Here is a 19,390-nt window from a genome sequence, read left to right as displayed (position 1 = left end):
GTCAGTACTCCAGATGATGCTGCTCGTTCAGACGTTTGCGGAAAATGTAATAACTCCAGATCTGATATCCGAGGACAAAAGGAAGCAGCGTGCAGGCTACAATCGTCATCACTTTCAGTGAATATGCACCGGAAGCCGCATTATAGACGGTCAGGTCGAACGCTGAGCCGAAGGAACTGACCATAACTCTTGGAAACAGGCCAATGAATACAGAGGCAAACGCGATGGCAATAACAGCTCCGGTCATGCCAAAAGCCCAGCCCTCACGCTTATGCCGCACGAAGTAAGCAGCAAGCCCCAATGAGACAGCGCCAAGGACCACCATGATCCAGAGCGCCCAGCCGCGAACGGCGAACACATCTGTCATGAAATAGGTCATCACCGCATACACCGCAAGAATGGCGGCCAGCGGCAGCATTAGTTGATTTGCCATATTCAACGCCCGTTCCCTGAGATCACCAACGGTCCGCAACGAAGCGAACAGTAACCCATGAACGAGACACAGCAAGGTTACACTCAGACCGCCAACGACGGTATATGGATTGACGATATCCAGGAATCCCGCACGCATCTGCATCTCCCCATCAATGGGCAGACCCTTCATCAGCGTGGCAAAGACGACTCCGAACAGAAATGGCAGGAGGCTGCTTGATACCACGATGATGATATCCCATGTTTTGCGCCAGCGCTGCTGCTTCATCTTGCTCCGGAATTCAAAAGCGACTCCACGGCCGATCAATGCTAGTAATACAACCACAAGCGGCAGGTAAAAACCACTGAACAAGGTGGCATACCAATGCGGAAAAGCAGCGAACATTGCGCCGCCTGCCGTAATCAGCCAAACCTCGTTTCCATCCCAGAACGGACCGATGGAGTTGATCAAGGTACGACGTTCACGATCCGATTTGGCAATCAGGCCTGTGGACATTCCCACACCAAAATCAAAGCCTTCCAAAAAGAAAAAACCGACAAACAATACAGCGATCAGCAGAAACCAAAGCTCACTTAGTGACAACGGAATACCCCCCATCCATGCCGAACGGATCGGCCGATTCATCATGTTCCTCCGGCTTTTCTACTGCGTGTGGACCTGCCTTGATCTCCCGAACGAACAGGTAGACCATGACAATGCCCAGAACCGTATAAGCCGCCGTAAAAGCAATGGTAGAGAACAGAATCTGGCCTGCGCTTACATTAGGCGATACACTCGCTTCGGTCGTCATATATCCGAATACCGTCCAAGGCTGCCGCCCCACCTCCGTCATAATCCAGCCCGACGTATTGGCGATAAACGGTAGAGAAATGGCAAAAACCATCAGGCGCATAAACCACGTTCCAGCTACCTCCAGCTTTTTGCGCAGCGCCAGAAATGTACCATACAGGGCGAGTACAATCATTAAACCACCTGCAGCAATCATGATGCGGAAGCTCCAGAACGTCGTCCGTACTGGCGGAATGTAGTCCCCTGGCCCATAAGTCTGCTGATACTCGGCATTTAGTTCCTTCATGCCTTGGACACTGCCGGAAAATTTACTGTAGGACAAATAACTGAGCAATCCGGGAATCTTGATCTCACCGGAGTTCTCCTGTTTGTCCGGATCGATAAATGCGACGACTGTCCATGGCGCAGGATCTTCCGTTGTTGTCCATGTCCCTTCGCTGGCTGCCATCTTCATCGGCTGCGTTTCCACCAGATATTGCGCCTGGAAGTGCCCGGAGAACGCTACACCGAATGAGGAAACAAGACCAATAATGATGGCAATGTTAAACGATTTGCGGAAAATCTCCACATCCTGCTTTTTCATCAATTTGTACGCACTGATGCCCGTTACCACGAAGGCACCCGTCATCAATGCGCCAAAGATCGTATGCGGAAACTCGACGAGCAGCTGACCATTGGTAAGCAGAGCCAGGAAATCATTCATCTCGGCACGGCCGTTGTTAATCTCGAAACCAACCGGATGCTGCATGAATGAATTGGCTGCCAGTATCCACAGTGCGGACAGGAATGTTCCGACAAATACGAGCCAGATACAGGCCAGATGCACTTTTTTGGATAACCGGTCCCATCCGAAAATCCAGAGCCCGATAAATGTAGACTCCATAAAAAACGCCAGTAAGGCTTCAACCGCCAGTGGCGCCCCGAACACATCCCCGACAAAGCGTGAATACTCGGACCAGTTCATGCCGAACTGAAACTCCTGCAGAATACCTGTTACGACCCCGACGGCAAAGTTAATCAGGAACAGCTTGCCCCAGAACTTGGCCATCGTTTTGTAAATCTCCTTGCCCTTGACTACGTACAACGTCTCCATAATGGCTACCAGCAGTACAAGACCGATGGACAGCGGTACAAAAAAGAAATGGAAGATTGTTGTAAGTGCATATTGGATACGCGATAACATAATCGGATCCATACCGTTACCCCTTCTTTCTGTTTACATCGCAGTGATTTGCATTTGGCATGGAAGCTGCACCTTCGCTGTCTGTCCGCCAAATACGTGATGAACGTATTGTGCCAGATTGCCTATTTTGTACATGTGACAATTATCACAATCTACGTCGGAATTGCGAAAAAAATGTGACGATGGTCACACATTAGATAAAATTCAGCCTAATCTGCTGGCTAATATGCTTCGTCTATTCAGGGAAGTTGCTCATGTTTGGCACATAATGCCCATATGCTAGTGTCAGACATATCATGCGAAATGCCTTAAGGGCTGTACATATGATGTGGAGCGATGGAACACCTCCGGAAGCGGGGGCGAATTGTTTGAATGCAGTCAAAGTGAGGTGATGACCTATGGATAAGCCCGAATCGATACCGGAGATAGGCGGGGAAAGAGCGTCAAATGAGGATAGCAGGGAACTCCCTCCCACTCGGTACATTCTTTTTCCCCGCAAAGGGGGATGGTCCTCTTTTCCTTATCCGGACATTGCAGCTCTGCTCGCGGCAGAGGGAGAGGTCTTATATGTAAGCAGCCAGGAACGTTCTGAAGAGATGCCCTCGGCCATCTCAGTAGTCACCCTGCCGGAAGCAGAGCTTCTGCTGCAGCAGAAGCGCACCGCTGCTGTTATCGCACACCCCTACTGGCTTACAGCAGTTCAATCGCTCCATCCGAAGATCAGCATTGTGCTGCTTCCCGAACCGGCAGGCGATGAGGCAGACTCTCCGCTGTGGGAAGGTTGTATATCCAGACTGGTCGGTGCTGCCGATCTGATCGGCACGTCTTCGGAAACGCGGTACATGAAGCTGGTCTTTCAGGGCGTCCGCGCGGTCTGGCTGGGGGGTGAAGACAAGGCTCCGGCTGGCTCCATACACAAGGATGATCTCGAAATTCCACTAAGAGATTATGAATTATTGTTTCTTCATGCCCTTAGGCAAACCGTTGCAGAAGCACCGGACACCATTACTCCACTTCAATGCAGCATGCGTGCAGACTATTACCGCCAGCTCCGTTCCAAAACGGGGCCGCATGAGACCATCTCCTTTTTGCTGGCAGCCTATGAATATTTGCTGGATGACTCCCGTGCGGCAGCATCCCTCAAGGAAGCCTTTACACACGCGATCATGAACGGACGAAGTGATTGTGTGCAATCACACTATCGGTTTCTATCGGCCATTCATGCCAAAGCAGGAGAAGTCGAATCTGCGATTCAAGTCTACGGAATCAGTGCAGGCAGCGAACAGGAACGGCATCACTATGAACAGCTGTGCCGCTGGCTGGAGGCAGGAGAGAACCTGCTTGTGCAGGCAGAGCTGCTGCGGTTAAACGATGACTACGGAGCTGCGCTGGGCATATTGGACGCGCTTGGAGGAGAAACCGCCCGGCATTGGAAGTTCCGGATTTATCAGGAGACCGGATGTGTGGAGGATGCTCTGGCTCTGGTCCATGCGGCAGATATTCAGGATTATTCCAGCCGCAGGGATTATCAGGAGTTATCGGGCACCGCAATGGCCCTGCGGGGAGATCGTCACGGGGCAGTAAGGCAATTTCTTCAAGCCGCGATGGAGAATGAGGAAGCCCTTGCCCGGATTGTGGAGATGGAATTGCTGGATAACGCTGTACAGCAACTGCTTGGGGAGGTGCCGTGATGCTGGACCCGAAGAAGCGTACGCAGCATAATCGGGGGCTGGGCATGCAGCCAGACAATCGGACTGAAGTTCCCCCCTCCTCGTCCGAAACATTGGCGGGCCATCAGATGGACTTGAAGAGCAATGATGTGGACAGTGAGCGTTCACTCCCCGCATCTTCTTCCATCCGCCGGGTCCGCAAAAGTCAGGGAAATAAACTGACCGCCATGCTGCAGGTCCGTAACGAACGCGGACGATATCTTGATGAAGTCCTCCGTGATCTGAGTGAATTCGTGGATGAGATCGTTATCGTGGATGATGCGAGTACCGATGGAACACCAGACATATGCAGGTCCTATCCAAAAGTGGTTCGGCTCGAGATCCTGGAGAAGCCTCTATTTGCAGAGGAATGGCGGCTCCGCAATGCGTTATGGCAAGCGGCTGTAAGTACTTCACCGGACTGGCTGCTTTCCGTCGATGCGGATGAACTGTACAGCACGGAGGCCAAGGAAGCGATACGCAATCTGATCAACCAGGACCATGCGGACTGGGTTGCATTCCGATTCTACGATATGTGGGGTGGACGGACCCACTACCGGGACGACGAACTTTGGGGCTTGCACAGACGGCATACGGCATCACTTGTCCGATATATGCCGGAATATCCCTACTTTTACCCACAGCAGAACCATCATATTCCCCGTCTCCCCTTGTCCTGTTCGGTATTGCCTGGCATTCGCACGGAATTAAAAGTACAGCATCTAGGGTGGGCGGGCAGCCTCGAAGACCGCGTTCGCAAGTATCTGCGTTACAAACGCATTGATCCCAGCGGCGAGTGGGGCAGTCTGGAACATTACGAATCCATCCTCGACCCGGAACCTCGGCTTGTTCCCTGGAAGGAGGAGCATTGAGATGGGTGTGGTCAGCATTTTGACACACAGCTTCACAGATGGATACAACCGGGAGTTCGGACGGGTATTCGGAGGGGGGATTGAACGTTATATTCTGGATCTGTGCAGTGTGATCCGCGAACTGGGGCATAATCCTGAAGTGCATCAGTTGTCTTATTATGAAGCATTTCAGACACGTACGGAGCAGATTGATGTATTCGGATACGCCTACGATATGGATGATGTGCCTGAAGCCTTTGCCCGGATGGCAGCGGCAGCTCGCGGCCCTGTCATCTATGCCAGTTGTCTTTGGCAGCCCATCAGCTACAAACCCGGCAGTCTGGGCATCTGCCACGGCATTAACTGGGATCGCCCCGGATTGCCGCTGGAGACCAAGCAGCAGGTGGCTGAGCACATCCAAATGGCGCTGGATGGACTGGTGCGCATCGTATCGGTGGACTCCCATTTTCAGACCTTTTGCCGGGCGGCATGCACGTTCGATGATCCCCAGCAGGTTGTCCTTATTCCCAATGCTGTGGATACCTCCTATTTCACTCCTGCTCCCCCCAGACCGAGGTTCGGAAAGGAACAGGAAGCGGAATGGCTGTCTGCATGGAAGGAAGACCTCGCCAGCCAGGAGGAAGAAGCCGGGGTCGTCATCTCGGGGTTGAATGCAAAAGAAGCTATTCTGCTTGATAACGCTGACAATTCCGATCAGGCAAACAAGATCGCTGATTCTGCTGTCAGCATCGACAGTACTGCTCTGTCATCACAGGTCGCGCGTCCTCTGAGAATTCTGTATCCGCGCCGGATCAGTATGGAACGAGGCATTATACCCATGATGCTTGCGGCAGATCGGCTGCTGGGTGCCTATCCGGATCTGGAGATTGAATTTGCCGGAGAACTGGTTGAAGGCAGCACGGTGGGCAGGGTATTTCGGTATTGGCACCGCACTCATCCGCACCAGGATCGCATTTTGCAGCGTACGTACGACTTCAGGGATATCCGAGAGGCCTACCATCAGGCCGATATAGCCGTGATTCCCACAGTTTTCTCGGAGGGAACCTCCTACGCCTGCCTGGAAGCAATGAGCTGTGGCATTCCGGTCGTTGCCTCTAACGTGGGTGGGTTAAACGATCTCATACAGGATGGTTTCAACGGGCTGCTTGTGCCCCCGGGCGATGAAGCACTTACTGCTGCTCTGGTACGCCTGCTGGAGGACCGAGCGGAACGGGAGCGCCTCGGCATATATGCCAGGGAAACAGCCGTGGCCTACGATCTGTCAGGATGGCGCCGCAAGTGGAGTTCGGTATTGGAGACGTTCTTGGCTGATGCAGGATTGAGAGAGGGGATTCGGGGATGATGGACACACCTAATCAGAATGAGACATTTGTATCCAGATATGTTCGGCAAAGCGATCCCAAAACAGATACGCTGGTATTTCCACTGCATCCGGCATGGTGGAGCAGACCTTACGAATATGAATGGGCCCGCCAGTTCGCTCAACAAGACGACGTGGTACTGGATGCGGCCTGCGGCATTTCCCATCCGTTCAAGTTTTGGCTGGCCGAACACTGCCGGGAAGCTTATGCCTGTGATTGGGATGAACGCATCTTGTCGGAGGAAGCGATCCGGCAGGATATAGCCTCCGACTTCGGCGAAGAAGCTGCACATCATTTACCAGAACACTACTTGACCAGGCTGCATCGCGCTCGGGCGAACCTGGCGCAGCTACCTTATGCCTCCGGCATGTTTGACCGCATATTCTGCATTTCGGTTCTGGAGCATCTGGATACTGGCACGATGCTGCGTGCCTTTCGCGAATTCGCCAGAGTCATGAAGCCGGATGGACAATTAATCGCGACCTTTGATGTGCCGGAGATGCGGCCCGATCTACTCGAAACCATCATGGCCGTAACCGGTCTTACGATTGACGGGAAGCTTGTGGTGGAAGAGCCCGATGATGCCATCTGGTCTGACATGTATGGAACGCCAATTCGCTGCTTCCGGGCGATCATTCGGAAAGGATAGTCGATCTCCGTTTAGCAAGGATGAAACTGAGAAACACCAGTCGTAAGGTTAGCGGTTATGTGAGTGAAAGCCAACTACGTCAGAGATGGACAAAAAGCATCTTGCATCGGGATGCAAAACCTTCGGTTGCCGCTGCGCCGGGAGCTGTCAGGCGCAGCAGCATGTGCAGCCCCGGCGAACATACAGTCGCCGGGCGGCCAGACGCGGCAGGCTGTAGCGCGATATGCCGGGCCCTCATGGCCCATTCCTGCGCTGTGGTCTGCCGCCCCGCGAGCAGCACGAGCGTGCCTGCCAGCAGTGCCTCTGTGGCACGAGCCGTGGCGGGCATTTCGTCTGTGAAGGGCTGCTGCATGGCCGGCGGCAAGCCGAATAGCTCCAGCAGCCCTTCACGGACGCTTGCGGGCGCGCGCAGCAGCCCGCAGCGTGCCGCAGGCGGAAGCGCCGCGAGCAGCGCCGGCGTAGCCCCGGGCGGCAGGGCCTGCAGCAGGCGCAGCCATGCAGCCCATGCGCCCACGCGTGCGAGCGCCTGCGCAGCGGCGTGCACGGCCTGCGGCGGCGCAGCTGCTGTGCCGCGAGGCACCGACGCTGCGCTGTGCGGGGCTGTGCCTGCGGCTGCATGGCCCGGCGCGGCTCCGCGCAGCAGCGCATCGGCGGCATGTGCGGCTGCAGGGAGCGCGCATGCTGTGCGGCTGCGCAGCTGCTGGTGGTCGCCTGCGCGTGCAAGTTCGCGCCCAGCGCTGCGCTTGCAGCCGAGCGCCCACAGCGCCAGCGACGCCTCGGGCCCGAGCTGCGCATGCGCTGCCCAAGGCTGCAGCGATGCCCGCGCTGCAGCATCTTCCCCCAGCTGGGCCAGCGCCAGTCCGGTGGCAAGCGGCTGCTGTCGCAGCGCAGCCCCCAGCCGCGCCGCATGGCGCAGCAGCCACTCCGGCCGGTGCGCTTCCAGCGCGGCCGGAACAAGCGCCTGCCATGCAGCAGGCGGCGGCAGTGCACGTACTGCCGCATCCGCAATGGCGTTTGGCCGCCCCGTGGCTGCGGCCAACAGCAGCAGGCGCTGCCACGCAGCCATGTTTCCGGGCTGTGACGTCAGTGCAGCAATGTAGGCTGTCTCAGCCTCTTCCCAGCGGCCCAGACGTTCAAGCGCGATGCCTTCCAGTGTTAGACTTCGATACGTTCCGGCACCTGAAACGGAAGTGTACTGCCCCGATGTTTTTGCTGCGGATCGAGCCTTCTTCAACCAATCCAGCGCTACTTCTTCTCTACCGAGATCCAGCTCCAGCACCGCGCCAAGCTCCAGCACATCAGCAAAGTCAGCATAGGCTGGTGTCCACGCCTGTACCACAGCCAGCGCCCGTTCCGGGCGCCCACTTTCCCTTAAGGCGTATGCTGTTTTGAGTACCAGATCCGAATGATAACCGCAGGATGGCCCAAGCCGGGCAAGCAGCGGTTCCAGCAGCCGCAACGCTTCATTGTACTCCCCTTGCTGAAACCACTCTGCCGCCAGCGCATACAGCAGCTCCGGCGGGTTATCTGACCCATTCAAAGCGGAGCGAATCAACTGCATATTCCGCTCTGTTTTATTTTTGCGTACAATCGTTTCTTCCAAATAGCCATAATGCAGGACTTCCAGCTCCGAATGCCTCACGCCTTCGGGAGCAAAAGCCAGAATGGATGAAGCGATTTCTTCATGAATCCTGCCCTTGAATGCAATCCGGGGATCGTTCCGAAATAAGCGGCACACCGAATCGGTCACCCGTTCTTCACCAGACCGTCCCAAGAGACTCGTCACCTTGACCCAGTATCCCCAGACATGATCAGGGCTCCCGGATAATAACCGGGTAAGCTCTGTCTTCGATTGCTCCGTCTTCACCCATACTTCATCTGCATCCAATACCAGAATCCAGGGTTTGGTTGCAGCGGTAAGAGACTGATTGCGAGCGGCAGCAAAATCCCCGTTCCATTCTGCACGAATGATCTTGGCACCATAGAGAGAGGCAATCCGAACCGTATCATCTGTTGATCCAGTATCGAGAATGATCATCTCATCCACGACTCCACTTATAGCCTCCAGGCAGTGTCTAAGGTAATCCTCCTCATCCTTCACGATCATGCAAAGGCTGATTTCAGGCCGCATGTGCTGCATCCTCAACCCTCCTTTCTGGTGACGATTCACATCTCAAAACCATCCGGTCCCGGCAATTCCAGCCGAAGTTGTTGAATCACTGGCCAGTAGCGATTACGTTCCCCAGCAGGTTCTCCGGCCAACTCCTGTAAATGATGATCTGCAGCACCTATAAGACTCTTTATCAGCCAACCCGCTCCTGCAGCTGTATCGAAAGCTCCGGCAAAAGGTTCCTGCGCATATTTCCGATTCCGGTTCAGAGCTTGCTCTTGCTGGATCTCTTCCGACGAGCGGGCCTCCGCAGACAAAAGCTGCTGGCAGATCTGAATGAGCCCAAGCAGCTCGGCCCATTTACCTGAGTGTATGCATCCCTCCATGAGCAAACCCAAGGCATGCCATCCCTCGTAAGCTGCTGCCCCAGTTGTCGCTTCAGTATCACCAGGTCTTCCATTGGCATTGGTGCCGGCGTTCGTATGCAAAACGGCCTTCTCTTGTCCTGCGGACCAGGCTGTCCCCGATTGCACACAGTGATTCAGCCACATCGTTAGCGGATCTGACTCTGCTGTCTCCCGCCCTTCCAGCCAATTCACACGCACCAGCCAACTAGCTGATAGGAGTGCATAATCACCTTTTTTACGCCGAACGGTATCCAGCTTGAGCCTCGCCTTGTTCCATCTCCCCTGCCCGATATGAAGCAGGGCCTCAGCAAACGACAGCCGTTCTCTCATCTCCTTCGAAGGTTTCGAAGCTGCGCTTGGCAGCATCTCCAGAGCTGCATCATAACAACGACTCTGCTCCAGAATGCCAATGATCTTGTGAGTGGCCTCTTCGGAAGACAGGGCGAAACGATTGGTAATCAGTGCGGGGATAACCGCTTGCTGCCCCGAAACCCGCATAATACGGAATATTCGGTAGAGCGGTGGCAGCAAGCTGGATTTGGCACGCACGGCTTCCACGTATGCATTGACTGCACCCTCAAGGTCTGCCCTCCCTTCCAGCAGCCGCCCGAGGGCGTACCAGGTTTGATAGGTGCCCATTCCTTCTTCCGTGTGGTACACAGGAGGTGGCGGTCCCAACTGAATGGCTTCGCGCAAAGAATGCTCCGCCTGATCGGTGTGACCCAATGCTTCTTGACATACTCCGCGGTTATGCAGCAGATCCGTATAATCCGGGAATAACACCAGTGCTTCCTCAATGTGGTCCAATGCTTCCTGCCAGCGATTCAAGTGTTGAAGGCATCGCACCTCATACTTGAATAACAAGTGAGCATAACTGGTCACAAGAGGATCGATGCCTGCCTTGGCCACACGAAAGGTCTGAAGTGCCCGTTCTGCTTCCCCCACGCGCAAGTACTCGACGCCCAGATTATAATGATGGAACGATTGCTCCGGCTCTTCCTCCACAGCCTGTTCCAGTAATTTCAAATTTCGATTCACCTTGTCCTTGCGCTCGACAACCGCAGTCTGATAACCAAAATGATGGATCATCATGTCTGTCACATGAAAAGCAGCATCGGGATTCTTTCGGCAAATAGCCCCTGCAATCTGTTCATGAATCCGACCTTCAAACCGATGCTCTGGTGCATTACGGAACAACCGCAATACGGGATTAACTGTAGCTCCCTGCTGACCCGTACCTGTATAGTTATGAATGTTCAAAAACAATCCGTCGCATGTGCTGGCCGCCGTCCAGCTCCGAAGCTGCTCCCGCGCTGCTGAATCCAGCGCCTCGTCCGCATCCAGGAACAGAATCCACTCCCCTGTCGCCTGCTCCAGACCTGCATTACGTGCAGCAGCAAAATCATCACGCCACACATAGGGCACGATTCTAGCCCCGTATTGCCGTGCTATATCGTCACTCCGGTCCGAAGAACCAGTGTCCACGACGATTATTTCATCTACAGCTCCCTGGACACTCTCCAGACATTGTGTCAGCCACTCCTCTTCATCCTTAACGATCATGCATAGCGAAATGCGGTTGCTCGGCAAGCTGGTTCCTCCTCTCTCTGGCATGCCAATCTGTACGCCAAGGGATACCTTCGGCCGTCCTTAACCTTTGAAGGAGAGCAGCCTGATCCGCTATAAGGCCTGGGTTAGAGGGAGAACGACTCAGCTCCTTTTGAATAACACCAAGAGCCAAATACAAATAACTTATGGCAGATCCAGCTCTCGCCCGATGCGATCCTGCATCTCGTTCCAGCGCCTGCTGAAATAGAGACACAGCCTGATCGTAATGCCCCTTGGCAAACAACGCTTCCCCGAGATAAAAGTAACCCTCCTCGTCCAGATTCCCTTCCGTCATGCAGCCAATAAGGAGATCAGCGGCCGCCCGGGTATAACCTTGGCGATAAAGAATGCCTGCAAGCCACCTGCTAAACTCCATGCGTTGGTCCTTCTCCGTGCAACCATCCACCCACTTCTCAAACCACTGCCAGGCTAGTGTCAATTGACCTGTTTGTACAGAGCGCTGCACAATGTCCCGGATCAAGTTAGGAGCAGACGCTTGGAGTGCTTCAGGCAACCTTACCTCACTCTGTCTCACTGGGCTCCACGCCTGCTCCTGTTGTCCTCTGAACCACGTGTCCATCGTCCCCCATACTTCCCGATCTTCCTGCTCAGATGATTCCAGAAAAGCAGGGGAAAGACCCGATCCGCTGGCCCAACAAGCAATTGCCCAATCCAGTCGCTGCTCGGGCAGGACTGGTTCGACAATCCCCTCACGCTCACCCCACAGTTGTTCTGCAAGTTGTACGGCTTCCGGGCATCGGCTCGCACATAACATCCAGTGCAGCTGAACTGCAGGGTCAATCTGAACGTTCTGATCCAGATCCTGGAGCAGTACCAATGCCTGCCCGTACGCTCCGCAGGATGCAAGCGTATGAGCCATATTCCTGATCTCATCTGTACCTTCTCCTGCATAGTCCTGCTCCCGTAAATTCAATCGTTTCTTCCAGCGAAGCAGTAGTGCCTCTGCAATGACCTCATCCGATTCTCCAGATTGCTGCAGTACATCTGCGAGCCCCTGCAGCGCAGGAGTATATACAGACATGTGATCCAGGGCCAGACCGTACAGATGTGCCGACTCCTGCAGGAAGCCCCTCTTCTGTGCCAGACGCGCCATGGCGGTATAGGGTCTGTAGGTGTCCGTGCCTTGCTCATTTACATAATCGGACTCCCTGTGGACTCCTCCGGATTTATCCACTGCTTTTGCATAGAATTGATAAGCTCGTTCCTCGAGACCTTGTTGTTCAAGAAAGTCACCGTATAGAAAGTGAAGGTCAGCGTAGTCCGGGTAATGCTGCGTTTCCACTGCCAGAAGCGCACGGCCTTCATCATAACGATCCAGGGCTCCAAGAACTTTCGCATAATCGCGCACAAGTGTAGGCCGATATGGCGCGCGGAACTCCGTCAGGTGCAGTGAACTGGCAAACGTATCCGCGGCCTTCTCTATCTGCCCCAACTGGCAGTACGTCACTCCTAGATTGTAGAGATGAAAAGGCTGATCCGGATGCTCATTTAATTCCTGTTGCAAAAGCTTAAAATTCCGCGAAGGTTTATGCCCATGAGCGATTTGGGAAGCAAGGTATCCATCATGAACGAGCCGCAGCGGAGCCAAGGGATCGGACTCCTGCCGGACTTTCTCCGTATCATCACACACCAGCTGCTCATGAATACGACCCTCATAGCGGTATCCGTAACCCGATCGAAACAGGCGTACCGGCTGAAAGACAACTTGACTTTCCGTTTTTTCATCGATCCGATTCTCTATTGTCACTTTTAACTTTGATACGCTCTTATGGACTGTGGGCAGATAATCCATTAACTCTTCCAGACCATCTATGGCACATTCATCCGCGTCTACACACAGAATCCACTCGGTACCTGCCAGCGGCAGACTAATATTGCGTGCACGTGCAAAATGATTATCCCACTGGGCATGAAGTACGGTTGCCCCGAATTGTCTCGCAATCTCTGGCGTGCGGTCTCCCGAGCCTGTATCTGTAATGAACCACTGAATGCCGGGCAAGTTCAAACTGTTCAGACAGCGGGGCAATTGTTGTTCCTCATTTTGAACAATCATGTGAATTCCGAGCAGCCTGTTCTGCATATGCTGTCACCTCCAACGCAAAAAAAGTACATGAAGTCCATCAAATGGGACTCCATGTACCTATATGATTGAGGATCTGGTTATGTGCCTTGTCCATTGAAGAATACATCGATTGTACTTGGTGCACCGATGAGGCTGGAGCGATAGGAAAGGCGTGTATATTTGAGGAAACGCTGGGGAACCAGTACATCCACGGAGCCTGCCAGAATTCCCGTTACTGTTGTCACATCCGTGTACCAGTTCGATCCATTGGCGCTGATTTCCACCTGTGCATCCACACGATTGACCCCTGGGCCCCTGTTATATACAAAGAAGGAATATGTGCCAAATACGCTGGTTGTCACCGCTGGTAGAGGTGTAAACGTATTGGCAGTGGGAGTATTGATGAGTTGTGATTCCTGGAAGCTCTTCTGGGAAATCGACGTTACACTGCTAAGTGTTCCAGCTGTGATGGTGGCTCCTAGTACACTGGTAATCGTTCCGTTTAGCAAATTCGTCAACGTTCCTGCCGTAATCGTGGCTCCCAGCACGCTGGTGATGGTACCATTAAGAAGGTTTGTTAATGTGCCTGCGGTTACGGTTGCACCGAGTACACTGGTGATCGTTCCGTTCAGCAGGTTGGTCAGCGTCCCGGCCGTTATAGTCGCACCGAGCACACTCGTGATTGTACCATTGAGCAGATTCGTCAGTGTACCTGCTGTAAGCGTCGCTCCCAAAATGCCGGTGATTGTACCTGCTGTAATCGTTGTACCAAGCACACTGGTGATGGTCCCGGCGGTGATTGTAGCGCCTAGCACACTTGTAATGGTACCGTTTAACAGGTTAGTCAGCGTCCCGGCCGTCACCGTTGCGCCGAGTACACTTGTGATCGTTCCGGCTGTAATTGTGGCACCCAGTACGCTGGTAAGTGTACCATTCAGCAAGTTTGTCAACGTCCCTGCTGTGACCGTTGCCCCAAGCACGCTGGTAATGGTTCCAGCTGTTATCGTTGCACCCAGGACGTTCGTGATTGTACCATTCAACAGGTTCGTTAGGGTTCCGGCCGTTATGGTGGCCCCAAGTACGCTGGTGAGCGTACCATTGAGCAGGTTCGTTAGCGTCCCCGCTGTCACGGTGGCTCCAAGCACACTCGTCAGGGTTCCGGCTGTTATGGTCGCACCAAGCACGCTCGTGATTGTACCATTAAGCAGGTTCGTCAGCGTTCCCGCTGTCACGGTGGCTCCAAGCACACTTGTTATCGTACCGGCTGTTATGGTTGCTCCCAGGACGCTCGTGATCGTACCATTCAGCAAGTTCGTCAAGGTCCCCGCCGTCACCGTAGCTCCAAGCACACTGGTAATCGTACCTGCTGTAATGGTGGCCCCCAGTACACTCGTAAGGGTACCATTCAGAAGGTTGGTGATGGTACCTGAATTAATGGTGACCGTTGTCAAACCCGAGATGTTACTGATCGTTCCGTCCAGAATAATTCCGACAACATTACCACTTGTATCTGTTCTGACGGGCTGGGCCGTACCGGTAGCATCCTGACCAAAGATCAGGGTCCGCAGATTGTCCGGATTCGTGTTAAACGTCGTGAAGTTAGGCATGAGCCCCGTCCTCCTCCCTGGAAATCTGTCATATTATTTCACCTTAGGGCATGCGCTGTGCCTGAAAGTAAACATCCAGCCTGGTTGGTTGATCCGGTTCCACCGATTGAATCGCAAGCCGGGTGTATCGAAGGAACCGTTGCGGAACCAAGGCCTTGGTTTGGCCCCCCGCAATCACCTCCTGGCTGTCCACCGCATAATCCACTGCATTGGGACTAATCTGGATCTGTACAAGAGCCGGATTCTTGCCCCGGTTCACAATGCCATATGTGCACATGCTGAGCGATGATGTATCCTGAGCAGGAAGAGCACTGGTGGAACTGCTGGTTTCGGCCCCGACATACGTATGCTCTGTAAAACAGTGAGTAGCACCAGGGAGTATCGTGCGTGAGGGGCGACCCTGCTTGACCCGGGGACGAGTAATCCGGGAACAAGGAGGTTTCAGCAGTTTAGCGCGGCAGGATCGGCGGGGTCGGCGGCGGCTCACATATTTAGTTGGTCTCAATCTCTTCTTGCTTCGCTTCGCTGTTCGACTCATCTCGATTCCCCTTAAAAAATGTGCTTCCGCATCGTATGCCCGGACTTAAAATACGGGCACGGCATCTGCCGCTATTTTCGATTTTGCCGTTCTTGCCCCAAACGCTTCATCCGTAATGTACATACAATGCAAGTACAAGGATATGGCGCTGCCATGCGTGTCAAAAATATTAGTTCATTGATATCGGAGGTGGGTAAGATAACGAACTACAACGTGTTCAACCAATCCAATGGTCCCCTGTTTACCCGACTTACCAATACATTTTCCGCTCCCGGAATTGAGGCCTCGGCAGAGAGTGGTGCTGCTGCTGCGGGCAGTTTCTTCGCATTGACCACGAACAACACCCTGCTTCCTAACAACCAGAATCTTCTCCTGCAGATCATTAATGCTGTTGGCAGCGGCAGGACGCTTCGGATCTCCAGCATTTCGGGAGGCACCACTGCAGCTGCTACTCTTGTTGTATATTCCGGGGGGACCATTACGGCCTCGAGCACGCCCGTCCCGGTTAATACATTGCTTGGCAGTACAAATACCAGTGTGGTCACCACCAGGCAAAATACAGGAACGCTAGGCGGTGCGTTTACAAGTCTGCTAAGTCTCCCGCTGACCGCCGGTATGTTCCGGATGGACTTCGAGGGTTCCATTGTTGTGCCGCCAGGACAGACGTTATCCGTTAGCGTGGGTGTTGGAAATCAGACGGCAGCCATTAACTTATTTTGGTGGGAATTCTGATAGATAACCATGACGGAAAGGGTGGTGAACACCGTGCCCAACCATAATGTATTCAACCCGTTAACTCAGCCCGTGTATACTTCCAATACCAACACGTATACAGCTCCCGGTATCATTGCACCACCGGAGAATGATGCCGGAAACTCAGGAAGCCTGTTCAATTCGGGGACAACCAACTCCACCACCCTTGGATTATTGGGCGGGAGCGTAATCGCGACAGTTCAATTAAGCAACCCGTTGGGAAGCGGGAGAACACTGTACGTGTCGCGGCTCTCCGGTGGAATTACGGTTGCACTTAATCTCCTGTCTTCCTTCAGCGGTTCCATGGTCCTGAGTGCCAATGGAACGCTGGCTTCGCCAAGTACGCTGCCATCCGTGAACAGCAATCTGTCCAGTACCAACACCAGTGTTGCAATTGTGCGATTTTCCACCGCTGCGCCTACCGGAGCAACGACTCTAATGACGATGCCTTTGCAAGCGGGGCCCTTCTCGTCCAGCGTTTTTGGCAGTTATGTCATCCCGCCAGGTCAGGCCATTAATCTGACCGTCAGCGGTTCCCTATCCGTTGGAGGCTTGCTGGCGTCCACGGCCTACTTCACCTGGTGGGAGATCTAATGGCTACCTATCATCCCATCCCAGAGAGAAAAGCCGCCTCCGGCAAACTGGAAGCGGCTTTTACGTGTGTCTTTTTGCCAATGAATTATAGTTCCTGCCCAACAACAACGCATGGTCTCTGGGCTCCCCACAACTTGCGCTGCATCAAGATACCTGTAAGTCCAATAGCGAGCGTAGCAATGCCGATGAACTGAAAGGTAAGGCCGGGTCCCATAATATGAATCAGCGCACCACCTGCCAGCGGAGCAACGACAAGCACAACACTAGACATCGAATTTTGGATGCCGAAGACACGCCCTACATAAGCAGGAGGGGTTTCCTTTTGCAGCAAATAATTCAGCGTGACCATAGAGAGGCCGTTTCCGAGGCCAATGCACAGCCCCCAGACGATTATCCATACATCCGGGGTAAAGGGAGCTACCATGCCTAAGGCAGCAATACCTACTCCAATAAGGAGGAACCCTCCACCCAACCCCCAGCCATAACTGACTCGCGGCAGCCGGTTCAGCAGCAGAATCATAATAACAGCACCCGCTCCTGCAGATGAGCCCAGCCATCCAATCAAGGCTTCATTCCCCGGCTTGATGCTTCGGAAAAGCGTTACGAACTGATAATCAATCATCAGAATGGCCATTAAGCCCAAACAGCCAAACAACAGCGTGCATAAGATGGCCCGGCTGTTTCGTATAAAGCTCCACCCTTTGGTCCATTGCGTCAGCACCGATTCACTTTCTATTTGGTCATGCTGATCTTGCGTCTCATTCACTATAGAATGTTCCGGTTGCTCCGTTAACCGTCGCAATGGCCATAATACCAAGCCGGATATTAGACGGGTGCAGGCATTGATCACAATACAAATTTGGGGTGAGAATATCGCCAGGATGACGGCACCCAGAAGCGGTCCGGCCACCTTGGAGCACTGTCCGACAAATCCGTTCAGAGACGATGCCTGAAACAGATGCTCCTCGGCCACCACTTGACGCGTCAGCGCCTGTTGGGCCGGAATGTGGAATACGCCCATCATGGCTCGCAAGGCCAGAAGCGGAAGCAGCCATGCCGCGCTCGGGGCGAACAAAATGGCAAACGTAAGCACAACGGTGATTACATCACAAAGTAACATGATCTTTACTTTGTGCAGACGATCTGCAAGTGTACCCGCGACCGAGCCCAGCAGGATGCCCGGGACAGCCATACAGACGGGAATCAGTGCGATGATCAGTGGATCGACCCCCCATCGATAGGCCACCAATACTTGAATGGCAAGGGCATCGAACCAATCCCCGAAGGTAGCGAGTGCATACGCGATGAACATGCGCATGAAGCGGAAGTTGGTCCACAAACTTCCGGGTGGCATTTGGGACGAAGGTGATGAGCGATGAGATTCATTGGAAACAGTATTCATGGTGGGTGGTTCCTCCTACTCCTCTGATTACAGCCTAGTTGCCAGGCTTGCATGTTCCTTGGCTGTAATCATACGAGAGTTATATCAGAGGAAGATCAGAGGCTGGAGGAAATGGGGATAAATACGCGCGGACTTCATCCGTAATACGCTGTCCATACATAGGAACACCGTATGCTTTGGCAATTTCAGCATAGACTTGACGATATTTGTGAACCAGACGTCCCTCGATTCGGTGATGGGCCATAAATAACAAGATCTGATTCGCCGAATTGATGTATAGTGGTGCGTTCAATGTCATTTTGAGAACATCCAGCCCGTCATCAATCCTCGGTTCTGCTTCACGAGCCCTCCCCTGCCTCAGCAGCCACAGCCCCTCCATGACCTGGAACCGTCCAATCTCACGCAAATATGGCGCATCCTTCAAACTTGATCGTAACATGCACATCTGTTCTTCTACTCTTTCACCACTGCCGCCCCACAACTCTACGTACAACTCCGATAGGGATACGGGAAGCTTGAAGTTGACCAGATGGTCTGTCTCAATGACGCGATATGTCTCTGCTAATTGTGCTTTGGCCCGCCGATATTGACCAACCTCTGCATAGACCTCAACAATATTCAAAATACGGAGCTCCCGAAGCTGATCCTCAGACAGTGCAGGTGAATTTAATGCCTGCTCATACAGATGCAAACTCTCCGCTGGTTCGATTAGCGCGTGTACAAAAATCAGCAGCCAGTATAAACGCTCCTCGAAAGGGACTTCCTCTGTGGTAATGAGCCATTCCAGATCCCCCTGGATAAAATGAATATATAGTTGATAGAACGAATCAATCTGGATACCCAGAGCATCCTGCTGATCGAACAAGGTTAGCATCGATTTTCCCTGCCCAAACAAATGATATTTGCGGAACAATCCATGGATCACTTCCCGCATCTCCAGATCGTGAGCGGAAGGGTTGGCGGGCAGCGCTGCCATATTCGTCCGTATAGTTAGTCTGTAACCGTAGCCCCGCACCGTATCCAGCGAAACCTCTTCCCAACGCTTCAATTTCTTACGCAGACGGTACACATGGTCATCCACGGTGCGTTCAACCGGATACTCCAGCGGCCATACGCTGTCCAGCAGCTGGCTGCGAGTAAATGCCTTTTCCTTGTTTTCATATAGAAAATGAAATAGCGCGAATTCCTTCGCGAGCAGTTGGATGGAATCCGTGCGCCGGGTTACGGTATATGTACCTTCATCAAATTGCAATGACATGCCTGGTCCCCCTGTATATGCTTGCTTATCCCTT

Annotated in this window: 15 protein-coding genes; 6 read left to right on the top strand and 9 right to left on the bottom strand. The window is 53.4% G+C overall.

What is annotated here, in order from left to right; translation table 11 throughout:
- Position 1: 1 nt before the first annotated feature.
- Both cydB and MH144_RS14505 read right to left on the bottom strand, forming a co-directional pair.
- Complete coding sequence (gene cydB, locus MH144_RS14510; RefSeq protein WP_239301362.1) at positions 2–1,057, bottom strand: cytochrome d ubiquinol oxidase subunit II; 1,056 nt, start codon at positions 1,055–1,057, stop codon at positions 2–4.
- Positions 1,002–2,417 (bottom strand): cytochrome ubiquinol oxidase subunit I, encoded by a 1,416-nt coding sequence (locus tag MH144_RS14505; protein WP_239301353.1) that lies wholly within the window; start codon positions 2,415–2,417, stop codon positions 1,002–1,004. The genes cydB and MH144_RS14505 overlap by 56 nt, the downstream gene beginning before the upstream one ends.
- Before the next feature lie 386 nt (positions 2,418–2,803).
- On the opposite strand from MH144_RS14505, the gene MH144_RS14500 reads away from it, so the two are divergent.
- The 4 genes from MH144_RS14500 to MH144_RS14485 are packed head-to-tail and all read left to right on the top strand — an operon-like array spanning position 2,804 to position 6,996.
- Positions 2,804–4,096: a hypothetical protein gene (locus MH144_RS14500; RefSeq protein WP_239301351.1), complete on the top strand. Its 1,293-nt coding sequence runs from the start codon at positions 2,804–2,806 to the stop codon at positions 4,094–4,096.
- Complete coding sequence (locus MH144_RS14495) at positions 4,096–4,986, top strand: glycosyltransferase (RefSeq protein ID WP_239301349.1); 891 nt, start codon at positions 4,096–4,098, stop codon at positions 4,984–4,986. The genes MH144_RS14500 and MH144_RS14495 overlap by 1 nt, the downstream gene beginning before the upstream one ends.
- Position 4,987: 1 nt before the next feature.
- A complete protein-coding gene (locus MH144_RS14490) occupies positions 4,988–6,328 on the top strand; it encodes a glycosyltransferase family 4 protein (RefSeq protein ID WP_239301347.1) in 1,341 nt (446 codons plus the stop codon).
- Positions 6,325–6,996, top strand: coding sequence for a class I SAM-dependent methyltransferase (locus MH144_RS14485; RefSeq protein ID WP_239301345.1), 672 nt, complete (start codon positions 6,325–6,327; stop codon positions 6,994–6,996). Before MH144_RS14490 ends, MH144_RS14485 begins: the two co-directional genes overlap by 4 nt.
- A 79-nt stretch (positions 6,997–7,075) precedes the next feature.
- On the opposite strand, the gene MH144_RS14480 is transcribed toward MH144_RS14485, so the two are convergent.
- From MH144_RS14480 to MH144_RS14460, 5 genes are all read right to left on the bottom strand, one after another.
- A complete protein-coding gene (locus MH144_RS14480; RefSeq protein ID WP_239301343.1) occupies positions 7,076–9,136 on the bottom strand; it encodes a glycosyltransferase family 2 protein in 2,061 nt (686 codons plus the stop codon).
- 26 nt (positions 9,137–9,162) lie between these two features.
- Positions 9,163–11,103: a glycosyltransferase gene (locus MH144_RS14475; protein WP_239301341.1), complete on the bottom strand. Its 1,941-nt coding sequence runs from the start codon at positions 11,101–11,103 to the stop codon at positions 9,163–9,165.
- On the bottom strand, positions 11,066–13,222 hold the full coding sequence (locus tag MH144_RS14470; protein ID WP_239301339.1) for a glycosyltransferase: 2,157 nt from the start codon (positions 13,220–13,222) through the stop codon (positions 11,066–11,068). Before MH144_RS14470 ends, MH144_RS14475 begins: the two co-directional genes overlap by 38 nt.
- Before the next feature lie 80 nt (positions 13,223–13,302).
- Positions 13,303–14,811, bottom strand: a complete 1,509-nt coding sequence (locus MH144_RS14465; protein ID WP_239301326.1) for a DUF6385 domain-containing protein — start codon at positions 14,809–14,811, stop codon at positions 13,303–13,305.
- Between the two features lie 43 nt (positions 14,812–14,854).
- Positions 14,855–15,349: a DUF6385 domain-containing protein gene (locus tag MH144_RS14460; RefSeq protein WP_239301324.1), complete on the bottom strand. Its 495-nt coding sequence runs from the start codon at positions 15,347–15,349 to the stop codon at positions 14,855–14,857.
- Positions 15,350–15,475: 126 nt separating this feature from the next.
- On the opposite strand from MH144_RS14460, the gene MH144_RS14455 reads away from it, so the two are divergent.
- Together MH144_RS14455 and MH144_RS14450 are read left to right on the top strand one after the other, a co-directional pair.
- On the top strand, positions 15,476–16,081 hold the full coding sequence (locus MH144_RS14455) for a hypothetical protein (protein WP_239301322.1): 606 nt from the start codon (positions 15,476–15,478) through the stop codon (positions 16,079–16,081).
- Between the two features lie 9 nt (positions 16,082–16,090).
- Entirely contained in the window at positions 16,091–16,696 is a 606-nt protein-coding gene (locus MH144_RS14450; RefSeq protein WP_239301320.1) for a hypothetical protein, read from the top strand.
- 85 nt (positions 16,697–16,781) lie between these two features.
- Here MH144_RS14450 and MH144_RS14445 read toward each other — a convergent pair whose 3' ends face one another.
- A complete protein-coding gene (locus MH144_RS14445; protein WP_239301318.1) occupies positions 16,782–18,098 on the bottom strand; it encodes an MFS transporter in 1,317 nt (438 codons plus the stop codon).
- A 79-nt stretch (positions 18,099–18,177) separates the two neighbouring features.
- On the bottom strand, positions 18,178–19,356 hold the full coding sequence (locus tag MH144_RS14440; RefSeq protein WP_239301316.1) for a winged helix-turn-helix domain-containing protein: 1,179 nt from the start codon (positions 19,354–19,356) through the stop codon (positions 18,178–18,180).
- Positions 19,357–19,390: the final 34 nt, after the last annotated feature.

Source organism: Paenibacillus sp. ACRRY, from assembly GCF_022346995.1.
Classification (GTDB): Bacteria; Bacillota; Bacilli; order Paenibacillales; family Paenibacillaceae; genus Paenibacillus.
Note: the sequence above shows the minus strand (reverse complement) of the source record. Positions and strands in the feature narration are given on the sequence as shown.

Excerpts from the sequence above, each read along its gene's own strand:
- MH144_RS14450 (WP_239301320.1), top strand. The coding sequence starts at position 16,091 with ATGACGGAAAGGGTGGTGAACACCGTGCCCAACCATAATGTATTCAAC.
- MH144_RS14445 (WP_239301318.1), bottom strand. The coding sequence starts at position 18,098 with ATGAATACTGTTTCCAATGAATCTCATCGCTCATCACCTTCGTCCCAA.
- MH144_RS14490 (WP_239301347.1), top strand. The coding sequence starts at position 4,988 with ATGGGTGTGGTCAGCATTTTGACACACAGCTTCACAGATGGATACAAC.
- MH144_RS14500 (WP_239301351.1), top strand. The coding sequence starts at position 2,804 with ATGGATAAGCCCGAATCGATACCGGAGATAGGCGGGGAAAGAGCGTCA.
- MH144_RS14460 (WP_239301324.1), bottom strand. The coding sequence starts at position 15,349 with ATGAGTCGAACAGCGAAGCGAAGCAAGAAGAGATTGAGACCAACTAAA.
- MH144_RS14495 (WP_239301349.1), top strand. The coding sequence starts at position 4,096 with ATGCTGGACCCGAAGAAGCGTACGCAGCATAATCGGGGGCTGGGCATG.
- MH144_RS14485 (WP_239301345.1), top strand. The coding sequence starts at position 6,325 with ATGATGGACACACCTAATCAGAATGAGACATTTGTATCCAGATATGTT.
- MH144_RS14480 (WP_239301343.1), bottom strand. The coding sequence starts at position 9,136 with ATGCAGCACATGCGGCCTGAAATCAGCCTTTGCATGATCGTGAAGGAT.
- MH144_RS14470 (WP_239301339.1), bottom strand. The coding sequence starts at position 13,222 with ATGCAGAACAGGCTGCTCGGAATTCACATGATTGTTCAAAATGAGGAA.
- MH144_RS14440 (WP_239301316.1), bottom strand. The coding sequence starts at position 19,356 with ATGTCATTGCAATTTGATGAAGGTACATATACCGTAACCCGGCGCACG.
- MH144_RS14455 (WP_239301322.1), top strand. The coding sequence starts at position 15,476 with ATGCAAGTACAAGGATATGGCGCTGCCATGCGTGTCAAAAATATTAGT.
- MH144_RS14505 (WP_239301353.1), bottom strand. The coding sequence starts at position 2,417 with ATGGATCCGATTATGTTATCGCGTATCCAATATGCACTTACAACAATC.
- MH144_RS14465 (WP_239301326.1), bottom strand. The coding sequence starts at position 14,811 with ATGCCTAACTTCACGACGTTTAACACGAATCCGGACAATCTGCGGACC.
- cydB (WP_239301362.1), bottom strand. The coding sequence starts at position 1,057 with ATGAATCGGCCGATCCGTTCGGCATGGATGGGGGGTATTCCGTTGTCA.